This is a genomic window from Nonomuraea sp. NPDC003804 (genome assembly GCF_040610675.1).
GTDB lineage: Bacteria > Actinomycetota > Actinomycetes > Streptosporangiales > Streptosporangiaceae > Nonomuraea.
Window position 1 is genome coordinate 220,028 of the sequence record NZ_JBEXMT010000002.1, and the last position, 26,139, is coordinate 246,166.

Sequence of the window (26,139 nt, forward strand, 5' to 3'; positions counted from 1 at the left end):
GGATGCGCCCGACGGACGGCCGGCTCGGAGTGGGCATCGGCTGGCGGCCGGAGATCGACCTGACGGTGGAGCGCCTGCCCGACGTCGACTTCGTCGAGATCGTCGCGGAGAACATCAGGCCGGCCGCGCTGCCCGAGTCGCTGCGCGTCCTGAGGGAAAGGGGCGTCCCCGTGGTCCCGCACGGCGTCGGCCTCGGCCTCGGCGACGCCACCCCGCCGGACCCCGCGCGCCTGGCCCACCTGGCGGCCTGCGCGCAGGCGCTCGACGCGCCGCTGGTGAGCGAGCACCTGGCGTTCGTGCGCGGGGGCGGGATGGAGGCCGGGCACCTGCTGCCGGTCCCGCGCACCCGCGAGACGCTCGCGGTCGTCGCCGACAACATCAGACGCGCCCAGGACGCGCTGCCCGTCCCGCTGGCGCTGGAGAACGTGGCGGCCATCTTCGGCTGGCCGGAGGACGAGCTGACCGAGGCCGAGTTCCTCGGCGAGCTGGTGGCGCGCACCGGGGTCGGGCTGCTGGTCGACGTCGCGAACCTCTACACCAACCAGGTCAACCTCGGCCTGTCCGTGGTCGCGGCGCTGGACACGCTGCCGCTGGCCGCGCTGGCCTACGTGCACGTGGCCGGCGGGCACCTGCACGACGGCGTCTGGCACGACACGCACGCGCAGGCGGTCCCTGAGCAGGTGCTGGAGGTGCTGGAGGAGCTGTGCGCCCGGGTGGCGCCGCCGGGCGTCCTGCTGGAGTGGGACGACCACTACCCGAGCGACGCCGCGCTGGCCGGCGAGCTCGACCGCATCCGCACGGCAATGGCCGCGGGCGCCCGCCGCCTGGCGAGCCCGTAGGACCGGGCATGGAGGGTCGCGGCAGCGTGCAGGCGGGGAGCGGGTCGCAGGCGCTGAGGGAGGCCGGGCCGGAGGAGGTGACGGAGGTGTCGGGAGCGTCGGGGGCGCTGCCGCAGGGTGCCGCGGGTCCCGAGCGGTCGCTGGAGGACGTCAGGGCGCGGCTGGGGGAGGCGCAGGCGAGCGTGGTCGCGGCGCTGGTCGCGGGTGGCGCCCCGCCCGCCGGATTCGACCAGGTACGGCTGGCCGTCCAGGCGCGCAGCCTGCTCGCCAAGCGGCGCGGCATCGTGGCGAGGCTGCGCCCCGACGCCGCCGCGGCAGCGGGGGCCGCGCTGGTGGCCGAGTTCGCCGCCTACGCCGCCGCTCGCACCGAGCCCCCGGCCCGCTACCGTGCCGACGCCGACGACTTCGCCGACTGGCTGCGCGCCCGAGGGATCCTCCACGACCCGCCACCGCGCCGCCGGGGGCGCCTGCCGTTCCCCTGGCGCCGCCGCTGAACCGGGGGACCCCCACAGTGCCGGTCGGTCATCCCACGCCGGCCCTTCGCCTCGCAGCGGCCCGAGCCTCGGTCCTGCCGTTCTTCCTGGGGCCGCGGTGAGTCCCGGGGAGCTCTTGCCGAGGTCGGCCAGACATCCTATGTTTGCCGCGTGATAGTCGACGCCCACCAGCACTTCTGGAACCTGGAGACCGGCGCCTACTCCTGGCCCACTCCCGACCTGCCGGCGATCCACCGCACCTTCGGCCCCGAGGACCTGGCGCCCGAGCTGGCCGCCGCGGGCGTCGACCGGACGGTCGTGGTCCAGGCCGACGACTCCTTCTGGGAGACCGACGCCATGCTGGCCCACGCCGACGCCCACGACTTCATCGCCGGCGTCGTCGGATGGGTGCCCCTCGACCGCCCGGAGGAAGCCGCCCGAGCGCTCGAGCGCTACACCAGACATCCGAAGTTTGTCGGCGTCCGGCACCTCATCCACACCGAGCCCGATCCCGACTGGCTGATCGGGGAAGCGGTGCTCGACGGGCTCGGACTGCTGGCCGAGGCGGGCGTGCCGTTCGACGTGGTCTCGCTGCTGCCCCGGCATCTGGAGCACGTCGTCACGATCGCCGAGCGGCACCCCACGCTCAACCTCGTCATCGACCACCTGTCCAAGCCCAGGATCGCCGCCGGTGAGCTGGAGCCCTGGGCGTCGCTGCTGCGCGCCGCCGCCGCCTGCCCCACCGTGTACGCCAAGGTGTCGGGCCTGGTCACCGAGGCCGACCACGCCCACTGGACCGTGGCGGACCTGCGGCCCTACGTGGAGCACGCGGTCGAGGTGTTCGGGCCGGACCGGCTGATGTTCGGCAGCGACTGGCCCGTCTCGCTGCTGGCGGCCGACTACCGGACGGTCTTCACGGTGTACGGGGCGCTTCTCGGGGGGATCGACCGCGACAAGGTGCTCGGCGGGAACGCCGCCCGTTTCTACGGCTTGAGCGCCGTGTAGCGGCCCGTCGCGGGCCGGAGGTTCGCGGCCATTTGCGTGGTTTATGCTATTTTGCTACTTTTGGGCCGTTGTGCAACGAGCTGTGACATGTTCGTTGCCGTTTCATTGCCCGGACCGCGCGTCATCTCAGGCCAGTCCGCCGGACGCGCGGCCGCCGAATCCGTATCCACGGAGCCGGGGACCCACTTCCCTTGGGGTGAATCGAGCGCCCGCTCAGCGGCGCCCGTAGGGCACTTCCCAGCCCGAACCCGTCAGCTAACCCGGTAGGCGGCATGGAAGCCAAGGAGCAAACCCTTCATGCCCACGCATCTCACCTACCGGCTGGGACGCGCGCTGCTCGGCGTCGTCATCACCGCAGGCGCCGTGACCGCGGTCGCCACCGGTGCGCAGGCCGCACCCCAACCCGGCGTCGTGTCGCCGGTCTCCCGGACCCACGCTCCGGCCGCCGCCGCGGACGCCCCGGCGGTGCTCGGCCGGGCCGCCCACCTGATCGACGCCAGGACCGGCAAGGTCTACTTCAGCAAGAAGGCCGATCGGCGCATGCCGGTGGCCAGCATCACCAAGGTGATGACCGCCTACACCGTGCTGAAGCAGGCCAAGCCCACGGACGTGGTCAAGGTCACCTCCGCTGACGTGCGCTACGCGTCGAAGGGCGGCGCCTCCGTGGCGTACCTGCGCGCCGGTGACCGGCTCACCGTGGAGGAGATGCTCTACGCTCTGATGCTGCCCTCCGGCGCGGACGCCGCCCACGCGCTGGCCCGCTCCTACGGGCCCGGTGTCGACGCCTTCACGGCGAAGATGAACGCCAACGCCCGCGCGCTCGGGATGAAGGACACGCTGTACGTCAACCCCGACGGGATGCCCGCCAAGGGCGGCGGCTACTCCACAGCGCGTGACCAGGTACGGCTCGCCCAGGCCGCGCTGGACAACAAGACGATCAAGAAGGTCGGCTCCACCCGGTACCGCTCGCTGCCCGAGACGGCGGAGCACGGCGCCTACTCCTGGCGCAACACCAACCGCCTCCTCGGCACGCCGGGCGCCGTCGGCCTGAAGACCGGCTTTACGCGCGCCGCGGGCTACACCCTCGCCTTCGCGGCCGAGCGTGACGGCCATCGGCTGGTCGGCGTGATCCTGGGAGAGTCCAGCTCCAGCCGCCGCTTCGACACCGCCGAGGCGCTTGTCGACTGGGCGGCGACCAGCGGCAGGCTCTGACCATGGGGGCGCACGCGCCCCCATGGTCCCGCCGCGTCCGACCACCGCCCGCGGCGACGGATGTGGCGAGCGGGCCGGACGGTTCCACCGTGGCGCTGGAGGCGGCACCGGATCGCCGGCAGCTCGCCAGGAATCCGCCTAAGGGGGCCAGCAGTCTCGAAAGGCGGTGATAATTGCCTGTTAGGTCGTGAGTCGACCACTAAGGCACAGCACCGCTGGGGAGGAACTCCGTGGGCCTGCGCGATCTGGTCTACCGGCTGTACGAGCGCCGGTTGGAGGCCAAGCTGTCCGCCGACAGCGGCGACTTCCCCCGCCATGTCGGGGTCATCATCGACGGCAACCGCCGTTGGGCGCGCGCGATGGGCATGCGCGACGTCAGCAAGGGACACAGGAAGGGCGCCGACAAGATCTCGGAGCTGCTCACCTGGTGCCGTGAGGCGGGCGTGGAGGTCGTCACGGTCTGGATGCTGTCCAGCGACAACCTCAACCGGCCGAAGGAGGAGCTGGAGCCGCTCCTGAGGATCATCGAGGACGTCACTCAGGAGCTCGTGGCCGAGGGCTGGCGCATCATCCCCGTCGGCGCGCTCGACCTCCTCCCCGACCAGACGGCGAATGTCCTGAAAACCGCGAAAGAAACCACATCGCACCGTCCCGGGCTGATTGTGAACGTTGCGGTTGGGTATGGAGGAAGACGTGAGATTGCCGATGCGGTGCGCTCACTCCTCCAGGAGCACGCAAGTAGGGGGGCGAGCATCGAGGACCTGGTCGAGGTCCTCGATGTGGAGCACATCGCGGAGCATCTCTACACTCGCGGTCAGCCCGATCCCGACCTCCTCATCAGGACGTCGGGCGAGCAACGACTGTCAGGCTTCCTGCTCTGGCAGAGCGCCCACTCCGAGTTCTACTTCTGCGAGGCCTACTGGCCTGACTTCCGCAGGGTCGACTTCCTGCGGGCGCTGCGCGACTACGCCGCGAGACACCGGCGTTACGGCTCCTGAGACATGTTCACGAACAGCACGTGAACAGACGCTTGGCCGCTTCGGCGGCGGGTATCCAGGACCTAACGTTGGAAGTGGCCGACCACAGGCCGGTCACTCCGGAGAGGGCCCGCCTTTGCGCACTGACCTGCCGAGGGGGGCCGGTACCCGGCGCCCCACGCGGGGCGCGGGCCCGGTCCGAATTCCCGCCTCGTCTGCAGGGCACCCCTTCCACGGGCGCCCGGGGGAGAACGTGTGGCAGTGTCCTCGAGCAACAACTCCACCACCAAGCGCACCTACGTGCTGGACACCTCGGTCCTGCTCGCCGACCCGGCGGCGATGACCCGCTTCGCCGAGCATGAGATCGTCCTTCCGATCGTCGTGATCACGGAGCTGGAGGCCAAGCGGCACCATCCCGAGCTCGGCTACTTCGCACGCAAGGCACTGCGCTACCTCGACGACCTGCGGGTGCAGCACGGCAGGCTCGACGAGCCGATGCCGACAGGCGAGGGCACGATCAGGGTCGAGCTGAACCACAGCGACCCCTCGATACTGCCGGTCGGGTTCAGGCTGGGCGACAACGACACCCGTATCCTCACCGTGGCGCGCACGCTCGCCGCCGAGGGCAAGGACGTCGTGCTGGTGTCCAAGGACCTGCCGCTGCGGGTGAAGGCCGCCTCCATCGGCCTGTCGGCCGAGGAGTACCGCGCCGAGCTGGTCATCGAGTCGGGCTGGACCGGCATGGCCGAGGTCCAGGTCACCACCGACCACGTGGAGACGCTGTTCGAGCACGGCTCCGCTGACCTGGAAGAGGCGCGCGAGCTGCCCACCCACACCGGCCTGCGGCTGCTGTCGGCCAGGGGCTCCGCGCTCGGCAGGGTGCTGCCCGACAAGTCCGTACGGCTGGTCCGCGGCGACCGGGAGGCCTTCGGCCTGCACGGGCGTTCGGCCGAGCAGCGCATCGCCCTCGACCTGCTCATGGACCCCGAAGTGGGCATCGTGTCCCTCGGCGGCAGGGCGGGCACCGGCAAGTCGGCCCTGGCGCTCTGCGCCGGCCTGGAGGCCGTCCTGGAGCGCCGCCAGCACCGCAAGGTCGTGGTCTTCCGCCCGCTCTACGCGGTCGGCGGCCAGGAGCTCGGCTACCTGCCGGGCAGCGAGGGCGAGAAGATGGGCCCGTGGGCGCAGGCCGTCTACGACACGCTGAGCGCGGTGACCACGCCCGAGGTGATCGAGGAGGTCCTCGACAGGGGCATGCTGGAGGTCCTGCCGCTCACCCACATCCGCGGTCGCTCGCTCCACGACGCCTTCGTGATCGTGGACGAGGCGCAGTCGTTGGAGCGCGGGGTGCTGCTGACGGTGCTGAGCAGGATCGGCGCCAACTCCCGCGTCGTGCTGACCCACGACATCGCCCAGCGCGACAATCTCAGGGTCGGCCGGCACGACGGCGTGGTGGCGGTGGTGGAGAAGCTCAAGGGCCACCCGCTGTTCGCCCACATCACGCTGACCAGGTCCGAGCGCTCGCCGATCGCGGCGCTGGTGACCGAGATGCTGGAGGACATCACCCTGTAGAGCGGTGATCAGGAGGGCGCACCCGCGGGGGTCAGGTCGTGGAACTCCGCGCAGGTGCGCCTTCCCGTGGTCGACGAAGCCGACACGGTCCTGGTGATGTTGACCTGAACCTTGGCGATCTCGGGGCGCAGCCGCGCGGTGCAGACGATCTGGGCGAGCGCCGCCCGGCTCAGCTCCCGCTCGCCGGTGAGGGTGACGTAGAGGACGAGGCTCTTGTTGTCCGGGTCCATGCGCTGGGTCCGCTGGCCGATGGGCTCGGCGTCCACGGCCTGGTAGCGCATGCCGTACAGGTCGGTGTCCTGGCCGGACTCGACGGGATGGTTGGCGAGGTCCATGAGCGTGCGCATCAGGTCTTCTGGGGTCTTGCTGGCGACCCTGACCTCCTGCAGCGCCAGGCGGCCCTTCTTGATGAGGTAGACCTTGGCCCAGATCGGCTCGGTGCTGATCACGGGCGCCGAGGTGAGGACGGTGACCGGGGTGGGCGTGATGCCGCACCCGGTGAGCGTCAGCAGGGCGGCCAGCAGGATCCAGGCGCGTCTCATGCGTGCGGCAGCCAGACCGTGAAGAGGGTGCCGGGGCGCTGCGCGCGCACCGAGATCGTGCCGCCGTGCAGCTGGGCGTTGGCCCGCGCGATGGACAGGCCGAGCCCGCTGCCCTGGCTGCGGACGCGGCCCGTGCCCGCCTTGAAGAAGCGGTCGAAGACGTGCGGGATGGCCTCGGCGGGGATGCCGTCGCCGTGGTCGCGCACCTTCACCTCCAGCCCGTTCATCGTGCTGCGGGCGGTGACCAGCACCGGCGGGCCACCGTGTTTGAGGGCGTTGCCCACCAGGTTGGCGACGATGACGTCGAACCTGCGGGGGTCGAGGTTGACGACGGCTCCGGTGGGTGCCTGCACGCTGACCCGCTCGCTCCAGCCGCGCACCTCCAGGCTGTCGCTGATGGCGTCGGCGACGTCGACGGACTCCAGCGCCAGCGTGGCCGTTCCCGCGTCGAACCTGCTGACCTCGATCAGGTGCTCCACCAGCTCCCTCAGCCGCTCCATCTCCGACAGCACCAGCCTGACGGCCTTCGCGGGCTGCTCGGGCAGGCGGTCGGCCTCCTCCGCGAGCATGTCGGCCACCGCGGTCATCGCGGTGAGCGGGGTGCGCAGCTCGTGGGAGACGTCGGCGACGAACCTGCGTGACATGGCCTCCAGCGCGCGCAGCTCCGAGACGCTCAGCTCCAGCGCCGCGGCGGCGTCGTTGAAGTGCGCCGTCAGCTCCGACAGTTCGTCCTTGCCCCGGACCGGCAGCCGCGTGTCCAGCCGGCCGCGGCCGAGCGCCTGGGCGGCCGCGCTGAGCCTGCCCACGGGAAGCAGCACGTGCCTGGCCGACACCAGGGCCACGGTCAGCGCGATCAGCAGGGTGATGGCGCCGGCCTGGGCGAAGGCGTCCCTGAGGTTGGACAGCGTCCGCTCCTCCTCGGCCAGCGACACGTACTCGTAGACCAGCAGCCCGGTCGGCCTGGGGACGTCGTCGGTCCCGGCGCGGTAGACCTGCGTGCCGAGGACGAGCCACAGCTCGCCGTCGATGATCCTGCGCTGGCTGACCAGCTTGCGCAGCGCCTGGCCGCGCAGCTCTCCCGACACGTCGTCGGGGCCGAACGCGCCCGTCTCGTCGCGGTAGTAGAGGCCCTGGTACTCCAGGAGCGCGTGGCGGTCGGGCCCGGACAGGGCGTTGGCGAGGTTGTTCAGCTCCTCGCCGCTCGGCGGCACCTCGCCGGGGCGCAGCTCGCCGACGGCGAAGTCGATGCGCCGCAGGTCCTTGGTGAGGTCGTCGACGGCGTTCCTGGTGGTCCTCTCGATCAGCGCGCCCTTGGCCAGCCCGAAGCCGATGCCCGCGACCAGGGCGGAGGCGGCGACGGCGACGAGGGTGAAGGTGATGACGAGCCGGCCGCGCAGGCCGGTGAGAAACGCGATCACGGCGGGCTGAACCGGTAGCCGAATCCCCGCACGGTGTGGATGAACGTCGGCTCGGCGGGCCTGGGCTCGATCTTCGCGCGCACCCGCTGGACGCAGGCGTCGACCAGGCGGGAGTCGGCCACGTGGGTGTGGTCCCAGACCGCGCGCAGCAGGTAGCGCCGGTTGAGCACCTGGCCGGGATGGCGGACCAGCTCCAGCAGCAGCCGCAGCTCGGTGGGCGTGAGGTGGATCTCCTTGCCCGCCAGGCTGACCTTGAGCGCGCCCCTGTCGACGACCAGGTCGCCGAAGGTGATGCGGTCGGAGGTGGCCGACTCGGCCCTGCGCAGGATCGCCCTGATGCGCGCGTCGAGCACGCGCGGCTCGACCGGCTTGACCACGTAGTCGTCGGCGCCCGCCTCCAGGCCGACGACCACGTCGAGGTCGTCGCCCCTGGCTGTGAGAATGATGACGGGCAACTGGTCGAGCTTGCGGATACGCCGGCACACCTCGACGCCGTCGATGCCGGGGAGCATGACGTCGAGGATGGCGATCTCGGGCCGGCGCGACCTGACGTGGTCGAGTGCCTCCTCGCCGGTCGCGTAGGAGGTGACGGAATGACCTTGGCGGGTCAGTGCCAGCTCGAGCGCGGTCCGAACGGAGGGGTCGTCTTCGACGAGGAGGATTCCTGCCACGCGCACATTATTCTTCCGACTTGGGGAGATGCGTTCCGTGTCATGAAACTGTGACACGCCACGCACAAGACTACAAAGAACACCAGGCAGCCTGAGGGGGGACCTCCCCTCGGCACGGGGGTGCGAGGGGCGGACCCTCTTCTGTGTGACGAAAATCACATGATCCGAAAAGTCCTGGTTGGTCAAGGGAACTCCAACCGAATGCCACGTTCGGGTTGCGCAGCACCCCCCAAGTCAGGGCAAGCTCATAGGTCGTGAACCCAGGTCCGCAGTTGAGCGAGCACCCCGCGCCCGAGGTGCCCCGCGGTCGCCGCCGCCCGCCACGTTCCCCCAAGCAGTCGGCCAAGCGCGCTGTGATCATCGGGCTCACACTCGTCGTCGTTCTCGGCGGCGGCGGTTACACCGCCTACACCGCCTACCAGAACGCCACGGCCCCGCCCCAGGCCCCGCTCTCCCTGCCGGAGCTGAACGGCCTGCTCGGCGGCGACCCCTTCGCCCCCGACCCCAGCGCCGACGTCCTCAAGGAGGCGGCGGTCAGCGCCATGCGCAAGGACCAGCTCGCCGCCAGCCGCAAGGGCAAGCCCAAGCTCAACCCGATCGAGGTGGCCGAGCAGGGTCCCGGCGGCAACGGCATTCCCGCGGCCAACTTCCCGCCTGGCAGCACCCCCTCGCCGGGCAGCAACAAGGCCGTCGCCAAGGAGATGCTGGCGGGCTTCGGTTTCGGCGCCGACCAGTGGGGCTGCCTGGAGAAGCTCTGGCAGAAGGAAAGCGGCTGGAACGAGCGCGCCATGAACCGCTACTCCGGCGCCTACGGCATCCCGCAGTCGCTGCCGGGCAGCAAGATGGCCAGCGCGGGCGCCGACTGGCAGACCAATGCCGCCACCCAGATCAAGTGGGGTCTGGGTTACATCAAGGGTCGGTACGGCACACCCTGTGGCGCGTGGGGCCATTCCACGGCAACGGGCTGGTACTGACACTCCCAGTGATGGGCAAGCCTGCTCGCCGCGGCTGACCGGACGGCTCACGCTGACCGTGTGAAGGTCAGCGTGATCGTGAATGTCCACAATCCAGGCGATACAGCCGACGCGTGCATCCGCTCGGTGCTCGAGCAGACGCTGCCGCAGGACCAGTACGAAGTGATCTTCGTGGACGACGGCTCCACGGACGGCACCGCCGAGCGGCTCGACACGGTCGCCTCCGTGCGGCGCAACGTGCGCGTCCTGCACCTGCCGCGCACGGGCTCGGCCATGCGCGGCCGTAACGTGGGCATGGCCAGCGCCAGGGGCGATTACGTCTACCTGCTCGACCAGGCCGACCGGCTGGAGCGCGACGCCCTGGCGCTGATGCACGCGCGCGCCGTCGAGACGGAGGCCGACGTGCTGGTCGGCCGGCTCGTCAGGGACGACGGGCCGCCGATGGTCGCCTTCGAGGCCAACCGGGAGCGGGCCGACATCCTGCGCGACAGGCTGCTCACCCTGCTCACCCCGCACAAGCTCTACCGCAGGGCCTTCCTCGAGGAGGAACGGCTCGGCTTCGCCGTGTCCGGGGGGAAGGTGGCCGAGCAGGCCTTCTCGCTCGCCGCCTACCTGCGGGCCAAGGTCATCGCCGTACTGGCCGACGAGGTGTGCTGCCACCTGGGCGAGCAGCGGGAGGAGCCGGACGACCCCCCGGTCGTGCTCACCGAGCTACGCGCGCTGCTCGACGTCATCGACAGCGGCACGGAGGAGGGGCGGCAGCGCGACCGGATCTACGCCTTCTGGTTCCGCTCGATGGTGCTGCGGCCGTTCCTCAGCCCCAGGTTCGCCGGGTCGTCCGTCGACAGGGGCCTCATCTTCACGATGTTCAGGGAACTGATACTGGAGCGGTTCCCCGAGCGGCTGGACCGCTACCTGCCCGTCCACCTGCGCGCCGTCGCGTCCATGATGCGCGCGGGCCGCCTGGACCAGCTCGTCAGCTTCGCCAACGAGTCGCGGCGCGCCGAGCTGTGGGCCGAACTGGGCGACGTGCGCTGGTCGGACGAGGTGCTGGAGCTCGGCCTCGAGGTGGAGATCCACACCTCCGCCGACGAGCCCGCGAGATTCCGCGAGGAGGAGGGCCGGCTGTACTGGCGTCCGCCCGGCTCGGTCGACCAGACGCTGCTGCCCGACTCGGTCACGGACGTCACCGAGGCCGTCGAACGGGCCCACATCGAGGTCTACGTCAAGCACGACAAGACCGGCGACGTCTACTTCGTCCCGGTGGTCTGCGAGGTCGTGCGCATCAGGGAACACGGCAGGGTCAGGGTCCAGGTGCACGGGCAGGCGCGTCTGGACGTCGCCACCGCCGCGCTCGGCGAGGCGTTGCCGTCCGGCCTCTGGGCGGTCCACGTCAGGATGTACGGCGGGGCGCACCGCGCGTCGGCCAGGGTCAGGCACGCCGACGGGCAACCGTCCACCTGCCTGGGCGTGCTGGCCGAGCGGCCGCGGCGGCGCCTGATCGTGCCGTGCTGGAGCGACGAGGGCGAGCTCAGCCTGTGCATCGAGCCGCGGACGTTCGCCGACTCGATCGCGCTCGTCTCCCGCGGCACGACGGTCACCAGGCGGGAGGGCCACGTCTACGTGGTGGTGCCGGTGCCGTACGTGCCGCCGAGCGGCGGGCCCGCCATGGAGCTCGTGCTGCGCGGCACCGGCCGCCGCAAGCGGGAGGTCAGCGTGCCCGCGCTGGTCGAGCCCGGGCTACCCGGCAAGACCGCGGGGCAGCTGATCGCGAAGGTGCCCATGGCCCGGCTGCCCGGCAAGGACCAGATCGGCCCAGGGAGGTGGACGTCGTCGCTGCGCACCGACGAGCAGGAGACGGGGCTGCGTTTCGCGCTGGAGGTGCGCGGCGGCAGGATCCAGGTCACGCCGACCGCGCCCGTCGAACTCCCGCGCGACCCCATGGGCGGCGACACGCTGCTGCGCAGGCTGGCCCGTCGCGTGCCAGGCGCACGGCACGCCGTACGGCTGGCACGGGCGGGCAGGCACCGTTACCTGCGCGACTGAAGGTGCTCCACGAGATGCCCGCGGAACTCCTCGGGCTGTTCGATGTGGGGGCTGTGGCCGCAGTCGGCCAGCACGACCTCGCGGTAGTCGCCGTAGCGTTCCAGCGCCGCCCTGGTCTGGGCGACCATGGGCTGCGCCGGGGTGCCGGGCGAGCCGGGCACGACACCGAGCTGCCCGAGGTGGGCCAGGTCGAACGGCGAGCCGTCGGCGACGATCACGTCGTCGGCGCCCCTGATCCACAGGATGGGCGGCTTGGGGTCGACGGTGTGCAGGTCGTCGATGCGGAAGTGGACCGGGGCCAGGGCGTTGAGCACGCCGCGGGTGCCCGGACGCACGCCCGGCCAGGCCTCGGACGTCACGGCGTCACCCGGGTAGTTGTCCTCGCCGACCCTGGTGGACAGCATCGAGGCCACGTAGAAGTCCTCGTCGGCGACCGGCTTGGCGACGTAGGCCGAGCGGAAGACCACGCGGGGCGAGGTGGGCGCCTCGTCCGACAGGTCGCCCGCGGCGAGCCTGGCGACGAAGTCCGGGTTCGCGGCGCCCGCGCCCGACCCGGTGCCGTCGGCGTGGGTGAGCAGGCCCTCGGCGCCCTCCGTGCCGCTGTAGCCGTACGGGGAGACGGGGTTGACCAGGGTGAGCGAGCGGACCATCGCCGGCCGGTCACGCAGGAGCTGCAGGATGATGCCGCCGCCCATGCTCCAGCCGACGAGGTGCACCGGGCCCAGCCCCATGGCCTCGATCAGCTCGGCCAGGTCGTCGGAGAAGTCGCGCAGGCCGCGCGTCGCGTCGACCGGCGCGGGATCGCTGTCGCCGAAGCCGCGCAGGTCCACCGCCAGCGGCCGGTACGGCTGCGGCAGGGCGGCCAGGCTGTCGCGCCAGAAGGCCGCCGACGAGACGTTGCCGTGGACGAACAGCACGGGCTCGCCCTCGTCGCGCGGTCCGGTCAGGACGTTGTGGGTGAGCCGTGCGGTGGTGACCTTCATGCGACGACCTTTCCTTCCGCCAGGTCGCTGCCCTGCGTTTCACGGGCGGCGTAGACGGCGAACAGCGTAAGGGCCGCGGCTGCGGCCAGGTAGACGGCGATCGGCACCCAGGTGCCGAAGTCCTGGAGCAGCTTGACGGCGATGATCGGGGCCAGCGCGCCCGCCACGATGGCCGACAGCTGCGCGCCGATCGACACGCCGGTGTAGCGCATCCTGGTGCCGAACAGCTCGGAGAAGAAGGCGGCCTGCGGGCCGTACATCATGCCGTGGAACAGCAGGCCCACGGTCACCGCCAGCGTGATGGCCAGGAAGCCGCCGGTGTTGATGAGCGGGAAGAAGGCGAAGATCCACACGCCGACGCCCGCCGCGCCCACCAGATACATCGGGCGGCGGCCGACGCGGTCCGACAGCGCGCCCCACAGCGGGATGGTGACGAAGTGGATCGCCGAGGCGATGAGCACGGCGTTCAGGATGGTCGGCTTGTCCAGCTTCACGACGGTCGTGCCGTAGGTGATGACGAACACGGTGATCAAGTAGAACGAGATGTTCTCGGCCATGCGGGCGCCGATGGCGATCAGCACGTCCCGCCAGTGGTACTTGAGCACGGCCGCGAGCGGCGTCTTGTCCTCCAGGGGCGGGGCCTGCTGGAAGACCGGCGACTCGCTGATGGACAGCCGGATCCACAGCCCGATCAGCACCAGCACGCCCGACAGCAGGAACGGCACCCGCCAACCCCAGGACAGGAACGCCTCGTCGGACTGGAAGGCCGCCAGCAGCGCGAGCACGCCGGTGGCCAGCAGGTTGCCGCCCGGCGCGCCGGCCTGCGGCCACGAGGCCCAGAAGCCCCGGCGGCTGGAGTCGCCGTGCTCGGAGACGATGAGGACCGCGCCGCCCCACTCGCCGCCGAGCGCGAAGCCCTGCACCAGGCGCAGCGCGGTCAGCAGCACCGGCGCGCCCGCGCCGATGGCGGCGTGGGTGGGCAGGCAGCCGATCAGGAAGGTCGCGATGCCCATCATGAGCAGGCTGATGACCAGCAGCGTCTTGCGGCCGAGCCGGTCGCCGAAGTGGCCGAAGACCAGGCCGCCGAGGGGGCGGGCGACGAAGCCGACGGCGTAGGTGAGGAAGGCCAGCAGGGTGCCGGTCAGCGGGTCGGACTCGGGGAAGAACAGCGTGTTGAACACGAGGGCCGCGGCCGAGCCGTACAGGAAGAAGTCGTACCACTCGATGGTGGTGCCGATCAGGCTCGCGGCCACGATCTTTTTGATGCTCATGAGCTTTCGCCTGTCTGGGGGAGTGGGGGGTTGTTGCTCACGGTAAGGAGTGACCGGCATCACTCATATGGGCGCGCGCCCCATACTCGGCGGGGGTGGTATGTGGGTCAGCCGCTGAGGCGGTGCAGGCGGAGCGCCAGCTGGATCTCCAGCGCCCGCTCCGGCTCCTGCCAGCCGTCGCCGAGGAGCTGGGCGACGCGGTCCAGGCGCTGGGTGACGGTGTTGACGTGGATGTGCATGACCTCGGCCGTGCGAGAGGGGGAGCCGCCCGAGCCGAAGTAGGCGGCGAGCGTCTTCAGCAGCGCCGTGCCCCTGCGCTCGTCGTAGTCGACGACGGGCCCGAGCGTGCCGGTGACGAAGGCGCCCACGTCGCGGCCCTCGCCGATGAGCAGCCCGACGAAGCCGAGCTCGGCGGCGCTCGCGCCGCCGCCGGCCCGGCCGAGGGCCAGCAGCGACTCGGCGCAGCGCAGCGCCTCCCTGTGGGCGCGCGGGACCTGCGTCGGGTCGCTGATCGGGCCGGTCGCGCCCGCCGTGGCGGACGAGCCGAGCGAGACGGTCAGCTCCGCGGCGACGCGCTGCGCCAGCGCGCCCGGATCGGTGCCGGGCAGCAGCAGCACCACCTCCTGGCCGCGCGCGGCGGCCAGCCCGCCGGAGAGCGTGGCCTGCGAGGAGGCCCAGAAGGCGGCCCGCTCGCGCTGCCCCTCGTGCCTGGCCACCACGACCACGTGCGGCGCGGCCAGGTCGACGCCGAGCCTGCGGGCGCGGTCGGTCAGCCCCTGGGGATCCTCGGCGGCCCGGGAGATCAGGTCGTCGAGCAGCTCGCCGCGTACCCTGCCCTCCGCCTCGGCCACGCTCCTGCGGAACAGCAGCAGCAAGGCGCAGACCAGCGCCGCGCGTTCGAGGATGCGCTCGTCGGCGGCGTCCCTGTGGTGCGGGTCGCTGCGCAGCACCAGCGTGCACAGCGGCGCGCTGGCGGTGACCATGAGGTCGCCCCTGCGCACGGTCCTGCCCGGCACCGCCGCGTCGAGGACACCCTGCTCCACCTCGCCGACCAGCGGCCGTCCCGTCTCGTCGAGAACGGCCAGCGTGCCGCCGAGCACCTCCGTCACCACGGCCGCCACGTCCTCGATGCCGCCGCCGCGAAGCACGAGCGAGGTCATCCTGTCGTGGGCCAGCGCCGCGCGCTCCACCGCGTCGCTGTGCTCCCTGGCGGTCCGGTGCGCGTGGGACAGCTCCTCCAGGGCGTTGCGCGTCTCCTGCAGCAGCCGCGCGTTGTCGATCGCGACCGCGGCGTGCGCCGCCAGGCTGGCCAGCAGCGCCACCTCCTCCTGCGCGAACGGCCGCGCGCTGCGGTTGGCCGCCATCAGCACGCCGATCACCCGCTGCCCGAGGCGCAGTGGCACGCCGAGGATGGCCACCAGGCCCTCCTCCTTGACCGCCTCGTCGATGTCGGTGGTGTGGCGGAAGCGCGCGTCGGCGAAGTAGTCGGCCGTGGAGTACGGCGTCGCCGTCTGCGCCACCAGGCCGCCCAGCCCCGCGCCCATCGCGAGCCTGAGCGAGCGGAAGGCGGCCGAGATCGAGCCGTCGGTGACCCGCATGTAGGTGTCGCCGCGTTCGGGGTCGTGCAGCGTCATGTAGGCCGTGTCGGTGCCCAGCAGCTGCCTGGCCCGGTGGACGATCGCCTCCAGCACGGCGTCGAGGTCGCGCAGCCCGGCCAGGTCGCCCGCGGTGTCGTAGAGCGCGCTCAGCTCGGCCTCGCGCCTGGCCCTGCGCCGCAGCAGGGCGCGGACCTTGAGCGCCGCCAGCTTGGCCTCCTCGAGCTCCTCGAGCGTCCGCGGGCCGGCGCCCTCGGCCCTGGCCTTGAGTATCGGGCCCTCGAACTCGACCGCCGGCGCCTCACGGGCCAGCAGATCGAGGAACGCTAGCGAGCCGTCCATCCGCCGTCCACGGGGAGGGAGACTCCGGTGACGAACGACCCGGCGGGCCCGCACAGGTAGGCGACCAGCTCGGCGACCTCCTCGGGCTCGATCAGGCGCTTGATCGCGGCGGGGGCGAGCATGATCTGCTCCACGACCTCGGACTCCGGGATGCCGTGCGAGGCGGCCTGGGCGGCGATCTGCCTCTCCACCAGCTCGGTGCGCACGTAGCCGGGGTTGACGCAGGTGGAGGTCACGCCCTTGGCCGCCCCCTCCAACGCGATCACCTTCGACAGTCCTTCGAGTCCGTGCTTGGCGGCCACGTACGCCGCCTTGTACGGCGAGGCCCGCAGGCCGTGGACGGAGGAGATGTTGACGATCCTGCCCCAGCCTGCGGCGTACATGCCCGGCAGCACCCGGCTGGCCAGCAGGAACGGGGCCTCCAGCATGACCTTGACGATCTTGGAGAAGATCTCCGGAGGGAACTCCTCGATCGGCGCCACGTGCTGGAAGCCCGCGTTGTTCACCAGGATGTGCACGGGCTCGTCGGGCAGCGCGTCCAGGAAGCGGGAGTCGGACAGGTCGGCGACGACGGCGACGCCGCCGGTCTGCTTCGCCACGCGCTCCGCGGACTCCCGCGACATGTCCACGACCAGCACCCTGGCGCCTGCGGCCGCCAGCCGGACGGCGCACGCCCTGCCGATCCCGCTACCCGCCCCCGTCACCAGGGCGGTCCGCCCGGTCAGCTCGTCGGTCATGCCTCGGACCCTAGACCCTCCTCCGCCGACGGCACATGGAGGCCGCCCACATACCTTTTCGCGGCACTATGTGGACATCTTGATGAGGCCGCCCGCGAACGCCTTCTGGCTCAGCGCGCCCAGCTTCACCACCGAGCTGGGGTAGACGCTGCCGCAGCTGGTGTCCTTGGCGACCAGGTCGGGCCGGATCACCGCGGAGTCGATGACGCCCTGGCCGTAGCCCATGAGGAAGGAGCGCAGCTCGACGGGGGTGGGATCCACGCCCTCCTCCTCCAGTGACCTGTCGATCTCGGCGACCTCCCGCGCGATGGCGTCGGAGAGCGCGCGGTCCTGGGCGGCCTGGGCGAGGATGTCACGCCCGAACCGGGCGTAGATGTGTTCGAGCGGCGTCGCCGACAGGTGCCTCGTCAGGTCCTTGGCCCTGGCGTGGCGCATGGCCTGCATGAGGCGAAGCATCAGGATCTTCATCTGGTTGGTGGCACCGCCACGGCCAGGGCGGCGCCACTCCTCCTTTCGCTCCTTCAGGGGATGGTGTCGAAGCTCGGAACCTCATGCCGCCTCGGCGGGCCGCGCTGCGCGGACCTGTGCAGTCCTGGGGTGCCCACACCGCCTCCCTCGGCGCCCCGCGGACGCGAGGCGGAACCACCGGCATCGATACCCCGGTCGCCGGTGCCGCCCTCGCTCCCGCGCGAAACGCAATCCGGTTGTTGCACGGGGGCGTCCTGCCTTTCGCCAGAGGGTCGATGCCTTCCTCTGACGACGTGATGGGGGGATCGGATGGCGGCGTTGGCGAATCGTTATCGCAGGCCGGGGAGAACGTTGGGATTTGCCGGGAAATACCTTTACCCCGCGCCGGGTCACGGGGACCCGCGGGTGGGGCGGTCCCGCCGTCCCTCAAGAGGGCCCGGTCATCGACAGCACGTCGAGCAGCGCGTCCAGCTCGGCCTCGGAGATGGTGCCGTTGGCGACGTGGCCGCGCTCGATGACCACCTCGCGGATCGTCTTGCGCTCCGCCAGCGCCTGCTTGGCGATCTTGGCGGCCTCCTCGTAGCCGACGTGACGGTTGAGCGGGGTGACGATCGAGGGGGAGGACTCGGCGTACTCGCGCAGCCGCTCGGTGTTGGCGGTGATCCCGGACACGCACCGGTCGGCCAGCAGGCGGGAGACGTTGGCGAGCAGGCGGATCGACTCCAGGACGTTCCTGCCGATCAGGGGCAGCATGACGTTCAGCTCGAAGTTGCCCGAGGCGCCCGCGAAGGTGATGGCGGCGTCGTTGCCGATGACCTGGGCCGCCACCATGGCCGCGGCCTCGGGGATCACCGGGTTGACCTTCCCCGGCATGATCGAGGAGCCGGGCTGGAGGTCGGGCAGGTTGATCTCACCGAGCCCGGCCCGCGGTCCCGAGCCCATCCACCGCAGATCGTTTGCGATCTTGTTGAGGGAGACGGCGACGACCTTCAGCTGGCCGGAGAGCTCGACGATCGCGTCCTGGCTGCTCTGGGCCTCGAAGTGGTCAGGGGCCTCGACGAACGTGATGCCGGTCGCCTGGCTGAGCTTCTCGATCGCCTTGGCGGCGAAACCGGGAGGGGTGTTGATGCCGGTGCCGACGGCGGTGCCGCCGAGCGGGAGCTCCACCACGTGGGCGAGGGCCGACTGGACGCGGGTGACGCCGTGCTCGATCTGGGCGGCGTAGCCGCCGAACTCCTGGCCGAGCGTCACGGGGGTGGCGTCCATGAGGTGGGTCCTGCCCGACTTCACGGTCTGCGCGAACTCCGTCGCCTTGGCCCGCAGGGCGGTGGCCAGGTGCTGCAGCGAGGGCACCAGGTGGAAGACGACCTCGGTGGCGGCGGCCACGCGGATCGAGGTGGGGAAGACGTCGTTGGACGACTGTGAGGCGTTGACGTGGTCGTTCGGATGCACCGGACGGCCGAGCCGCGCCTGCGCCAGCGTGGCGACGACCTCGTTGGTGTTCATGTTCGACGAGGTGCCCGAGCCGGTCTGGAACACGTCGATGGGGAAGTGCTCGTCGTACTCGTTCTCCGCCACGTCGGCGGCGGCCTGGGCGATGGCCTCGGCCAGATCCTTGTCGAGGACTCCGAGCTCGGCGTTGACCTCGGCGGCCACCGCTTTGATCAGGCCGAGGGCGGCGATGTGAGAGGGCTCCAGGCGGCGACCCGAGATGGGGAAGTTCTCCACGGCTCGCTGGGTCTGGGCGCGCCAGTGGGCGTCGACGGGGACGCGGACCTCACCCATGGAGTCGTGCTCGATCCGGAATTCACTCATGTGTCCAAGTCTGTGCGATCCAGATCGAGCACGACATGCCGGGGTCAGGAGATGGCGGCGATGACCAGGATGGCGATCACGGCCAGCGCCACGATGGCGACGCCGATGAGGACGAGGACGCCCGCCCTGTTGGCCTCCGGCTGGGGCGCCGGCGTGCCCGCGATCGCGAACAGGTCGGTGCCCAGCCCCGGCTGCCGGTCGGGGTGGTCGGTCCCGTGCCCACCGGGACGAGCCGGTACGGCCACGCCGCCCGGCCCGGGAGGCATGCCGTTGTACGGCGCGGCACCCGGCGGGCCCGCGTATCCGGGAACCCCCGGACCACCATGACCCGGACCACCATGACCCGGACCAGGCCCCTGCCCGGGACCCGAGCCCTGGCCGCCCGGCCCCTGCCTCCAATCGCCCTGCCCGCCTGGCCCCTGCCCGGGTCCCTGGCTGTGTCCCTGGCTGTGCCCCTGCCCGGGTCTCTGTCCTGGTCCCTGCCCGGGAGCCTGCCCTGGTCCCTGTCCGGGGCCGTGGGCGGCCTGGCCGGGGCGCGGGCCGGGAGCGGCGGGGCCACCGGGACCCTGCTGCCCAGAGCCGCCCTGGGCGGCAGGCGTGCCGGGACCGCCCTGGGCGGCCGGTGCCGCGAAGGCGCCCCTGCCCTCCGGCGCCACCGGTCCCGCGAACGCGCCCCGCCCCTGCTGCCCGGCCCCGGCCGTCCCCGAGAACGCTCCAGGCGCGCCTGGCTCGCCGTGCGGGCCGGCGGCGCCGGGCGGCGGGAAGACCGGCTTGTCGGCACGCACCGGGATGGACAGCCTCGAGGTGACGACGGCCCCCTCGTCCACCGGCTCGGCCGGCTGGGGACGGGCGGGCTTGGGCCGCTGCACGGCCATCGTCCTGTCGGGGTCGAACTCCTCCATCACCTGCGGGATGTCGTTGCTCGGGGTGTCGGCCACCATCCGCAGCAGGGTCTCGGTCTTGGCCGCGGTCAGGCGCTGGCGGTGATCCTTGTGCAGCATCCCCTCGAGCACCGGGCGCAGCGCCCCCGCCTGCGTGGGCGGGTCGGCGCTCTCGGTCATCAGCGCGGCCAGCGTCTCGGCCACGGTCGCGCGCTCGTAGGCCGGCCTGCCCTCCACGGCGAAGTACAGGGTCGCGCCGAGCGACCAGATGTCCGACTCCGGCCCGGTGTACTCGCCGCGCGCCCGTTCCGGCGCCGTGTAGCCGGGGGAGCCGATCACCATGCCGGTCTTGGTCAGGCGGGTGTCGCCCTCGACCTTGGCGATGCCGAAGTCGGTCAGGACGACCCGGCCGTTCTCGGTGATCAGTACGTTGCCCGGCTTGACGTCGCGGTGCGTGACGCCCTGCGCGTGGGCGGCGCGCAGCGCGCCCAGCAGGTCGACGCCGATCTCGGCCACCAGCCGGGGCGGCAGCGGACCCTCCTCCTCGATGACCTGTTCCATGGAGCGGGCCTCGACCAGTTCCATGATGATCCACGGACTGTTGTCCTGGATGAGGACGTCGTGGATGGAGGCCACGGACGGGTGGCTGATCCGCGCGGCGGTGCGGCCCTCGCGGACCATGCGCTCGCGCAGTTCGGCGCGCTGCTCGTCGGTGAGCCCCGGGTCCTGGCGGATCTCCTTGATCGCCACCTCGCGGCCGAGGGCACGGTCGTGGGCCCGCCACACGGTCCCCATCGTCCCTCTGCCGATCGGGGTGATCAGCTCGTAGCGTTCCGCGAGCAGGCGCTTCTGCTGTTCCGGCATGAGAAGAAGATATCTATTCCCGCTTGGAGAACGCTTTACCCGCGCTTGCGAAGTTCGCGCGGCCACCAGCGTCGTGGGAGGAACACCTTTATCAAAGTGGCCATGAATCGGGCATAGCCGGACGGGTTGGGGCGCTGCTCGACGACCTTCCTGTGCACGCCCTCGCCCGGTCTGCGGTGGCCCCTGGGGAGCGGCACCACCGGGGTCGGCGCGGTCGTCTCCGCCCGGTGCAGGCCGCGATGCGTGGGCCGGCGGGCCGGGCCTGGGCGGGGGATCCTGCTCCTGGTGGCCAGCGGGTCCTCCGCCGCGCCCCCGGCCGCGACGCGGGCCAGCATGAGCGAGGCGCGCACCGAGTCGAGCCGGGTGGCGGGGTCGATCCTCAGCAGGGCGTCGAGCACGGGCGCCAGCGGTCCCGCCTTGACCATGGGGATGGGCTCCCCGCTGGTGAGCGCGGCCAGCGCCGCGGCCGCCGTACGCCTGCCGTGCAGGCCCCTGCCCTCGACCGCGGTGTAGAGGGTCGCGCCGAGCGACCACAGGTCGGCCGCAGGGCTGGCCTTCGCACCCAGCACGCGTTCGGGGGCGATGTAGCCGGCCGAACCGAGCACGATGCCCGCCTGGGTGATGGAGGCGTCGCCCTCCATGGCCGCCAGGCCGAAGTCGGTGAGCACCGCCCGCTCGTCGGTGACCAGGACGTTGCTGGGCTTCACGTCGCGGTGGAGGATGCCTTTGGCGTGGACGGCCCGCAGCGCGCCGAGCACCTGCCTGCCGATCTCCGCGGCCCTGCGCGGCGGCAGCGGGCCCTCCTGCATGATGAGCTGCTCCAGGGACCTGGCCTGGAGCAGCTCCATCACGATCCACGGCCGTTCGTCCTCGGTGACGACGTCGAAGACGGTGATCACCGAGGGGTGCGCGACCATCGCCGTGGCTCTGCCCTCACGCTCGGTGCGGGCACAGAGCTCGGCGCGCAACTCCTCGTCGAGGACCGTCGGCAGGCGCACTTCCTTGACCGCTACGTAACGGTCGAGCAACTCATCGTGCGCTCGCCAAACCGTGCCCATGCCGCCGCGGCCGACCGGCTCCAAAAGCCGATAGCGCGCGGCAAGGAGGTAACCGGACGGCGCACGCATGGCAGGCAGCTTACCTATTTGCGGAAACCGACCAGTAGAGGCCGGGCCGATAAAAAGTTGCGAACTTCGGTCAAGCCGCCTGACTCGTCACGTCAGCAAACCTCTTGGCGACATCGTTCCAGTTCACCAGGTCCCACAGCCTCTCCACGTAGTCGGGACGCACGTTGCGGTACTGCAGGTAGTAGGCGTGCTCCCAGGCGTCGAAGACCAGCAGCGGCGTGGTGTTCATGCCGACGTTGCCGTGGTGGTCGTAGACCTGCTCCACCACCAGGCGCCCGCCGAGCGGCTCGTAGGCCAGCACACCCCACCCGGAGCCCTGTACGCCGGTGGTGGCGGCGCTCAGCTGCTTCTGGAAGGCCTCGAAGGTGCCGAAGTGCTCGTCGATCGCGTCGCGCAGCGCGCCGTCGGGGCGGTCGCCGCCGTCGGGGGACAGGTTCTCCCAGAAGATCGAGTGCAGCACGTGGCCCGACAGGTGGAAGGCGAAGGTCTTCTCCAGGCCGACCAGACCGCCGAACTGGCCCTTGTCGCGGGCCTCGGCCAGCTGCTCCAGCGTGTCGTTGGCGCCCTTCACGTAGGCGGCGTGGTGCTTGGCGTGGTGCAGTTCGAGGATCTCGCCCGTGATCGCGGGCTCCAGTGCCGCGTAGTCGTAGGGCATGTCAGGAAGGGTGTAGGCACCCATGATCCACCTCCAGGTGATCAACGCCCTCCCGACACTATTGCAAAGAGTTCGCACCTGCATCAGTCCAGAGACTTAGGACTCCGCTTCTTGCGAATCATTCGCAACTACTTCATGATGGCGGTATCAGTTAGGTCCCTGCGTGCGGCGGGCGGGGCCGCCCCGCCCGCCCACGTGCAGGTGGCTTGACTCTCTCGATCGTGGTCGCGTCAGCGGATTGCAAGCTGTTCGTCAGCGCCCTGACGCACGCTGAATCCGTGAACCTCACTACCGCAAAACGCGTCGAAACTGTCAGCGTCGAGCGTCATGATGAAAGTAGACGGGTTCACCGGAACTAGGCGGGACCTCGGAGGCGTTGGGGGAGAAAAGAGACGATCTCCAGCGCGCCGGGGACCTACCAGGGCAACGAGGCCCACCACATGAAGGATCAGGAGAGTCATCTGAGAGGTACATGATGTGCAGTCACTCACCCGCTTGCCCGGCCGCCGACGCAGCCGACCGTGAAGCCTCGCACGTGATCGCAGCCCACCCCGACCAGGGATGGAGCCTGCTGTGCAACGGTGTGGTCCTGTTCGAGGACACCGGCCTGCTGCTCCCCGACGGCACCGTCATCGCACCCCACCGCGGCCTGGTCGCCGCCTGACTCATCCCGCAGGTGCGGTCGTCCGAGACCGGCCACACCGCGGTGAGCCGTCACCCGTCCGAGAGGGCGCACCCCCGACGCCGCTCACACCTGGCGCACCACCCACCGTCCTGAGGGCACCGCCCGGCATGCCGTACGTCGTTGAAGGCGCCGAGGCCCTCCCGCGCGGGACGCGGGAGAGCCGTATGAGGGCGCCTCAGCGCCGGCCGATGGACAGCACGGGCCCTGTCTTGTCGGTGAAGAAGTCGTCACCCTTGTCGTCGACGACGATGAAGGCGGGGAAGTCCTCGACCTCGATCTTCCAGACCGCCTCCATGCCCAGCTCCGGGTACTCCAGGACCTCGACCTTCTTGATGCAGTCCTGCGCCAGGCGGGCGGCGGGGCCGCCGATGGAGCCGAGGTAGAAGCCGCCGTACTTCTGGCACGCCTCGGTGACCTGCTTGGACCTGTTGCCCTTGGCCAGCATGACCATGGACCCGCCCGCGGCCTGGAAACGCTCGACGTAGGAGTCCATGCGGCCGGCGGTCGTGGGGCCGAAGGAGCCCGAGGCGTAGCCCGTGGGGGTCTTGGCCGGACCGGCGTAGTAGACGGCGTGGTCCTTCAGGTAGGCCGGCATCTCGCCGCCGGCGTCGAGCAGCTCGGCGATCTTGGCGTGCGCGATGTCACGCGCCACCACCAGCGGCCCGGTGAGCGACAGGCGCGTCTTGACCGGGTACCTGGTCAGCTCGGCGAGGATCTCCGGCATGGGCCGGTTGAGGTCGATCTTCACCACGTCGTCGGACAGGTGCTCGTCGGTCGTCTCGGGCAGGAAGCGGGCCGGATCGGTCTCCAGCTTCTCCAGGAAGACGCCCTCGGGCGTGATCTTGGCGAGGGCCTGCCGGTCGGCCGAGCAGGAGACGGCGATGGCCACCGGGCACGAGGCGCCGTGCCGTGGCAGGCGGATGACGCGGACGTCGTGGCAGAAGTACTTGCCGCCGAACTGCGCGCCGATGCCGAGCTTCTGGGTCAGCTCGAAGACCTTCTGCTCCATCTCCAGGTCGCGGAAGCCGTGGCCGGAGGCCGCGCCCTCGGTCGGGATCGAGTCGAGGTAGCGGGCGCTGGCGTACTTGGCGGTCTTCAGCGCGTACTCGGCGCTGGTGCCGCCGATGACCACGGCCAGGTGGTACGGCGGGCACGCCGCGGTGCCGAGCGAGCGGATCTTCTCCTCGAGGAAGGCCAGCATGCGCTTCTCGTTGAGGACGGCCTTGGTCTCCTGGTAGAGGAACGACTTGTTGGCCGAGCCGCCGCCCTTGGCCATGAACAGCAGCTTGTACTCGTCGGCGTGGCCGTGGGGGTCCTCGGCGTACAGCTCGATCTGGGCCGGCAGGTTGGTGCCGGTGTTCTTCTCCTCCCACATGGTGAGCGGAGCCATCTGGGAGTAGCGCAGGTTGAGCTTGGTGTAGGCGTCGTAGACGCCGCGCGCGATCGCCTCGGCGTCGCGGCCGTCGGTCAGCACGTGGCGGCCGCGCTTGCCCATCACGATCGCCGTGCCGGTGTCCTGGCACATGGGCAGCACGCCGCCGGCGGAGATGGAGGCGTTCTTGAGCAGGTCGAGCGCGACGAACCGGTCGTTGCCGCTCGACTCGGGATCGTCAATGATCTTCCGTAGCTGGGCCAGGTGGCCGGCGCGCAGGAAGTGCGAGATGTCGTGGACGGCGGTCTCGGTGAGCAGCCGCAACGCCTCCGGGTCGACCTCCAGGAAGCTGCGTCCCGCAGCCTCGACCTTCCGCACCCCCTCGCTGGTGATCAGCCGATACTCGGTGTCGTCGGCGCCAAGCGGAAGCAGGTCGGTGTAGTCGAACTCGGGCATGTCCCTCGATCCTTTCGGTCCTCCTAGAGGGTACGGCTTGGCGCGTGCGAGGAAGAACCACCGGTCACCAGAGGCATCCCATAACGGATTTTTCCGATTTATGGGGTCAAAGAGGTGTCCTGTGGGGCCGCTCCGCCGAACGCTTGAGGGAGGAGGACGTCATGGATGTGCCCATTTTCTTCGTGCTCGGATTCGCGCTCCTCATGGCCGGAGCCCTCGGCCTCGCCGTCGTCGCCATCGTGCTGACGGGCATCAGGAGCGGCCAGTGGCCGGCAGGGGAACACCACCCGCATCGGCGTACCTGGCGCCACCACTGAGCCCCACCACGATCCCGGCGATGACCAGCGTCGCCCCCAGCAGGTCGGGCGTGGTCGGCACCGCGACGCCGAGTGCGAGCCCCGTGACGATCGCGCCGACCGGGATGAGCCCGGCGAACAGCCCTGCCCTGCCGGGGCCCAGCTTGGGGAGCGAGGAGTACCACAGGAAGAAGGCGATCGTCGTCACGACCACCGCGAGGTAGGCGAAGCCGAGCCCCTCGGCGAGGGTGGGCGTCCGCAGCATGGCGGGGCCCTCCACGACCAGCCCGATCACGGCCAGCAAGGGGACGGCCAGCGCCGTCGAGTAGGCCGAGACGCGCATCGCGCCGAGCTTCGGCAGGAGGGGGATGGCCAGCATGGAGAAGCTGACCTCCCCCACGAGCGCGCCCAGGGACCACAGCAGCCCTGGCAGGTCGCCGCTGCCGAGACCCGCGGCCAGCGTGGCGCCCGCCACCACGACCCCCGCGCCCACCAGCAGCCGCGGCGCCGGCCGCCCGCCGGCCAGTGCCAGGACGAGCGGCACGGTGCCCAGCACCGTGCCGGGAAGGGCAGGACCCGCATGCCTGGTGGCCTCGATGACACACACGTTGAAGATGACCAGGCCGAACACCGACAGGCCGATGAGCAGCAGCGTCTCCCGCGCGGTGAGCTTGACGAAGCGGTGGCCCGCCATGCGCGTGGCGGCCAGCAGGATGACCGCCGCGGCCAGGTAGCGGACGGCCTGCCCGCCGTACACCGGGTAGTCCTGGATCACTCCGGAGACCGCGGCGAGCGTGCCGACGAGGAACATGGCGGAGGCTGCTCCGATGACGCCGTTTCTCATGTACGGCATGCTAGGAATCGAA

Annotated in this window: 23 protein-coding genes and 1 riboswitch; of the genes, 9 read left to right on the top strand and 14 right to left on the bottom strand. The window is 71.0% G+C overall.

Features of this window, described 5'->3' with window-relative positions; all coding sequences use genetic code 11:
• The first annotated feature begins 2 nt into the window (after positions 1–2).
• The 6 genes from ABZX22_RS03295 (at position 3) to ABZX22_RS03320 (ending at position 6,075) form a co-directional block, all read left to right on the top strand.
• Positions 3–839, top strand: coding sequence for a DUF692 domain-containing protein (locus ABZX22_RS03295; RefSeq protein WP_354905684.1), 837 nt, complete (start codon positions 3–5; stop codon positions 837–839).
• Positions 840–847: 8 nt separating this feature from the next.
• Positions 848–1,333 carry a hypothetical protein gene (locus ABZX22_RS03300; RefSeq protein WP_354905687.1) on the top strand — a complete coding sequence of 162 codons (486 nt, stop codon included), beginning with the start codon at positions 848–850 and terminating at the stop codon, positions 1,331–1,333.
• A gap of 150 nt (positions 1,334–1,483) precedes the next feature.
• Positions 1,484–2,317, top strand: coding sequence for an amidohydrolase family protein (locus ABZX22_RS03305; RefSeq protein ID WP_354905689.1), 834 nt, complete (start codon positions 1,484–1,486; stop codon positions 2,315–2,317).
• Positions 2,318–2,459: 142 nt separating this feature from the next.
• Positions 2,460–2,602, top strand: a riboswitch (cyclic di-AMP (ydaO/yuaA leader).
• A 12-nt stretch (positions 2,603–2,614) separates the two neighbouring features.
• Entirely contained in the window at positions 2,615–3,529 is a 915-nt protein-coding gene (locus tag ABZX22_RS03310) for a D-alanyl-D-alanine carboxypeptidase family protein (RefSeq protein ID WP_354905691.1), read from the top strand.
• Between the two features lie 230 nt (positions 3,530–3,759).
• Positions 3,760–4,527, top strand: coding sequence for an isoprenyl transferase (locus ABZX22_RS03315; protein ID WP_354905693.1), 768 nt, complete (start codon positions 3,760–3,762; stop codon positions 4,525–4,527).
• Between the two features lie 234 nt (positions 4,528–4,761).
• A complete protein-coding gene (locus tag ABZX22_RS03320) occupies positions 4,762–6,075 on the top strand; it encodes a PhoH family protein (RefSeq protein ID WP_354905695.1) in 1,314 nt (437 codons plus the stop codon).
• Positions 6,076–6,083: 8 nt separating this feature from the next.
• Here the strand turns inward: ABZX22_RS03320 and ABZX22_RS03325 are convergent, their stop codons facing one another.
• Genes ABZX22_RS03325 through ABZX22_RS03335 form a run of 3 tightly spaced genes read right to left on the bottom strand, consistent with a single transcriptional unit; the run spans position 6,084 to position 8,706 of the window.
• Positions 6,084–6,617, bottom strand: a complete 534-nt coding sequence (locus ABZX22_RS03325) for a hypothetical protein (RefSeq protein WP_354905697.1) — start codon at positions 6,615–6,617, stop codon at positions 6,084–6,086.
• Positions 6,614–8,035: a HAMP domain-containing sensor histidine kinase gene (locus ABZX22_RS03330; protein WP_354905699.1), complete on the bottom strand. Its 1,422-nt coding sequence runs from the start codon at positions 8,033–8,035 to the stop codon at positions 6,614–6,616. Before ABZX22_RS03330 ends, ABZX22_RS03325 begins: the two co-directional genes overlap by 4 nt.
• A complete protein-coding gene (locus ABZX22_RS03335) occupies positions 8,032–8,706 on the bottom strand; it encodes a response regulator transcription factor (protein WP_354905702.1) in 675 nt (224 codons plus the stop codon). Before ABZX22_RS03335 ends, ABZX22_RS03330 begins: the two co-directional genes overlap by 4 nt.
• Positions 8,707–8,960: 254 nt before the next feature.
• Here ABZX22_RS03335 and ABZX22_RS03340 point away from each other — a divergent pair, with 254 nt between their 5' ends.
• Together ABZX22_RS03340 and ABZX22_RS03345 are read left to right on the top strand one after the other, a co-directional pair.
• Entirely contained in the window at positions 8,961–9,680 is a 720-nt protein-coding gene (locus ABZX22_RS03340; protein ID WP_354905703.1) for a lytic transglycosylase domain-containing protein, read from the top strand.
• Between the two features lie 60 nt (positions 9,681–9,740).
• Complete coding sequence (locus tag ABZX22_RS03345; RefSeq protein WP_354905705.1) at positions 9,741–11,726, top strand: glycosyltransferase; 1,986 nt, start codon at positions 9,741–9,743, stop codon at positions 11,724–11,726.
• Here ABZX22_RS03345 and ABZX22_RS03350 read toward each other — a convergent pair.
• The 9 genes from ABZX22_RS03350 to ABZX22_RS03390 all read right to left on the bottom strand — a co-directional run bounded on the left by ABZX22_RS03350 (position 11,711) and on the right by ABZX22_RS03390 (position 22,488).
• Positions 11,711–12,709 carry an alpha/beta hydrolase gene (locus tag ABZX22_RS03350; RefSeq protein ID WP_354905706.1) on the bottom strand — a complete coding sequence of 333 codons (999 nt, stop codon included), beginning with the start codon at positions 12,707–12,709 and terminating at the stop codon, positions 11,711–11,713. The genes ABZX22_RS03345 and ABZX22_RS03350 overlap by 16 nt on opposite strands.
• Positions 12,706–13,980: an MFS transporter gene (locus ABZX22_RS03355; RefSeq protein ID WP_354905708.1), complete on the bottom strand. Its 1,275-nt coding sequence runs from the start codon at positions 13,978–13,980 to the stop codon at positions 12,706–12,708. The genes ABZX22_RS03350 and ABZX22_RS03355 overlap by 4 nt, the downstream gene beginning before the upstream one ends.
• 107 nt (positions 13,981–14,087) lie before the next feature.
• Complete coding sequence (locus ABZX22_RS03360) at positions 14,088–15,917, bottom strand: helix-turn-helix domain-containing protein (protein ID WP_354905709.1); 1,830 nt, start codon at positions 15,915–15,917, stop codon at positions 14,088–14,090.
• The gene (locus ABZX22_RS03365; protein ID WP_354905711.1) at positions 15,902–16,654 is read right to left on the bottom strand and encodes a 3-hydroxybutyrate dehydrogenase; all 753 of its coding nucleotides are present in this window, start codon (positions 16,652–16,654) and stop codon (positions 15,902–15,904) included. Before ABZX22_RS03365 ends, ABZX22_RS03360 begins: the two co-directional genes overlap by 16 nt.
• Positions 16,655–16,720: 66 nt before the next feature.
• Positions 16,721–17,110, bottom strand: coding sequence for a hypothetical protein (locus ABZX22_RS03370; RefSeq protein WP_354905712.1), 390 nt, complete (start codon positions 17,108–17,110; stop codon positions 16,721–16,723).
• A 438-nt stretch (positions 17,111–17,548) separates the two neighbouring features.
• Positions 17,549–18,937, bottom strand: coding sequence for a class II fumarate hydratase (locus ABZX22_RS03375; RefSeq protein WP_354905713.1), 1,389 nt, complete (start codon positions 18,935–18,937; stop codon positions 17,549–17,551).
• A 44-nt stretch (positions 18,938–18,981) separates the two neighbouring features.
• Positions 18,982–20,682, bottom strand: a complete 1,701-nt coding sequence (locus ABZX22_RS03380) for a protein kinase (protein ID WP_354905714.1) — start codon at positions 20,680–20,682, stop codon at positions 18,982–18,984.
• A gap of 35 nt (positions 20,683–20,717) precedes the next feature.
• On the bottom strand, positions 20,718–21,809 hold the full coding sequence (locus ABZX22_RS03385) for a serine/threonine-protein kinase (RefSeq protein WP_354905715.1): 1,092 nt from the start codon (positions 21,807–21,809) through the stop codon (positions 20,718–20,720).
• Between the two features lie 70 nt (positions 21,810–21,879).
• Positions 21,880–22,488 (bottom strand): superoxide dismutase, encoded by a 609-nt coding sequence (locus tag ABZX22_RS03390; RefSeq protein WP_354905717.1) that lies wholly within the window; start codon positions 22,486–22,488, stop codon positions 21,880–21,882.
• Positions 22,489–22,939: 451 nt separating this feature from the next.
• On the opposite strand from ABZX22_RS03390, the gene ABZX22_RS03395 reads away from it, so the two are divergent.
• Complete coding sequence (locus ABZX22_RS03395) at positions 22,940–23,128, top strand: DUF5999 family protein (RefSeq protein ID WP_354905977.1); 189 nt, start codon at positions 22,940–22,942, stop codon at positions 23,126–23,128.
• 196 nt (positions 23,129–23,324) lie between these two features.
• Here the strand turns inward: ABZX22_RS03395 and ABZX22_RS03400 are convergent, their stop codons facing one another.
• A complete protein-coding gene (locus tag ABZX22_RS03400) occupies positions 23,325–24,977 on the bottom strand; it encodes a fumarate hydratase (RefSeq protein WP_354905719.1) in 1,653 nt (550 codons plus the stop codon).
• Between the two features lie 252 nt (positions 24,978–25,229).
• A complete protein-coding gene (locus ABZX22_RS03405) occupies positions 25,230–26,117 on the bottom strand; it encodes a DMT family transporter (protein WP_354905721.1) in 888 nt (295 codons plus the stop codon).
• Between the last annotated feature and the right edge of the window lie 22 nt (positions 26,118–26,139).

Excerpts from the sequence above, each read along its gene's own strand:
- ABZX22_RS03295 (WP_354905684.1), top strand. The coding sequence starts at position 3 with ATGCGCCCGACGGACGGCCGGCTCGGAGTGGGCATCGGCTGGCGGCCG.
- ABZX22_RS03300 (WP_354905687.1), top strand. The coding sequence starts at position 848 with ATGGAGGGTCGCGGCAGCGTGCAGGCGGGGAGCGGGTCGCAGGCGCTG.
- ABZX22_RS03310 (WP_354905691.1), top strand. The coding sequence starts at position 2,615 with ATGCCCACGCATCTCACCTACCGGCTGGGACGCGCGCTGCTCGGCGTC.
- ABZX22_RS03325 (WP_354905697.1), bottom strand. The coding sequence starts at position 6,617 with ATGAGACGCGCCTGGATCCTGCTGGCCGCCCTGCTGACGCTCACCGGG.
- ABZX22_RS03350 (WP_354905706.1), bottom strand. The coding sequence starts at position 12,709 with ATGAAGGTCACCACCGCACGGCTCACCCACAACGTCCTGACCGGACCG.
- ABZX22_RS03355 (WP_354905708.1), bottom strand. The coding sequence starts at position 13,980 with ATGAGCATCAAAAAGATCGTGGCCGCGAGCCTGATCGGCACCACCATC.
- ABZX22_RS03360 (WP_354905709.1), bottom strand. The coding sequence starts at position 15,917 with ATGGACGGCTCGCTAGCGTTCCTCGATCTGCTGGCCCGTGAGGCGCCG.
- ABZX22_RS03365 (WP_354905711.1), bottom strand. The coding sequence starts at position 16,654 with ATGACCGACGAGCTGACCGGGCGGACCGCCCTGGTGACGGGGGCGGGT.
- ABZX22_RS03370 (WP_354905712.1), bottom strand. The coding sequence starts at position 17,110 with ATGCTTCGCCTCATGCAGGCCATGCGCCACGCCAGGGCCAAGGACCTG.
- ABZX22_RS03375 (WP_354905713.1), bottom strand. The coding sequence starts at position 18,937 with ATGAGTGAATTCCGGATCGAGCACGACTCCATGGGTGAGGTCCGCGTC.
- ABZX22_RS03380 (WP_354905714.1), bottom strand. The coding sequence starts at position 20,682 with ATGCCGGAACAGCAGAAGCGCCTGCTCGCGGAACGCTACGAGCTGATC.
- ABZX22_RS03385 (WP_354905715.1), bottom strand. The coding sequence starts at position 21,809 with ATGCGTGCGCCGTCCGGTTACCTCCTTGCCGCGCGCTATCGGCTTTTG.
- ABZX22_RS03390 (WP_354905717.1), bottom strand. The coding sequence starts at position 22,488 with ATGGGTGCCTACACCCTTCCTGACATGCCCTACGACTACGCGGCACTG.
- ABZX22_RS03395 (WP_354905977.1), top strand. The coding sequence starts at position 22,940 with ATGTGCAGTCACTCACCCGCTTGCCCGGCCGCCGACGCAGCCGACCGT.
- ABZX22_RS03400 (WP_354905719.1), bottom strand. The coding sequence starts at position 24,977 with ATGCCCGAGTTCGACTACACCGACCTGCTTCCGCTTGGCGCCGACGAC.
- ABZX22_RS03405 (WP_354905721.1), bottom strand. The coding sequence starts at position 26,117 with ATGAGAAACGGCGTCATCGGAGCAGCCTCCGCCATGTTCCTCGTCGGC.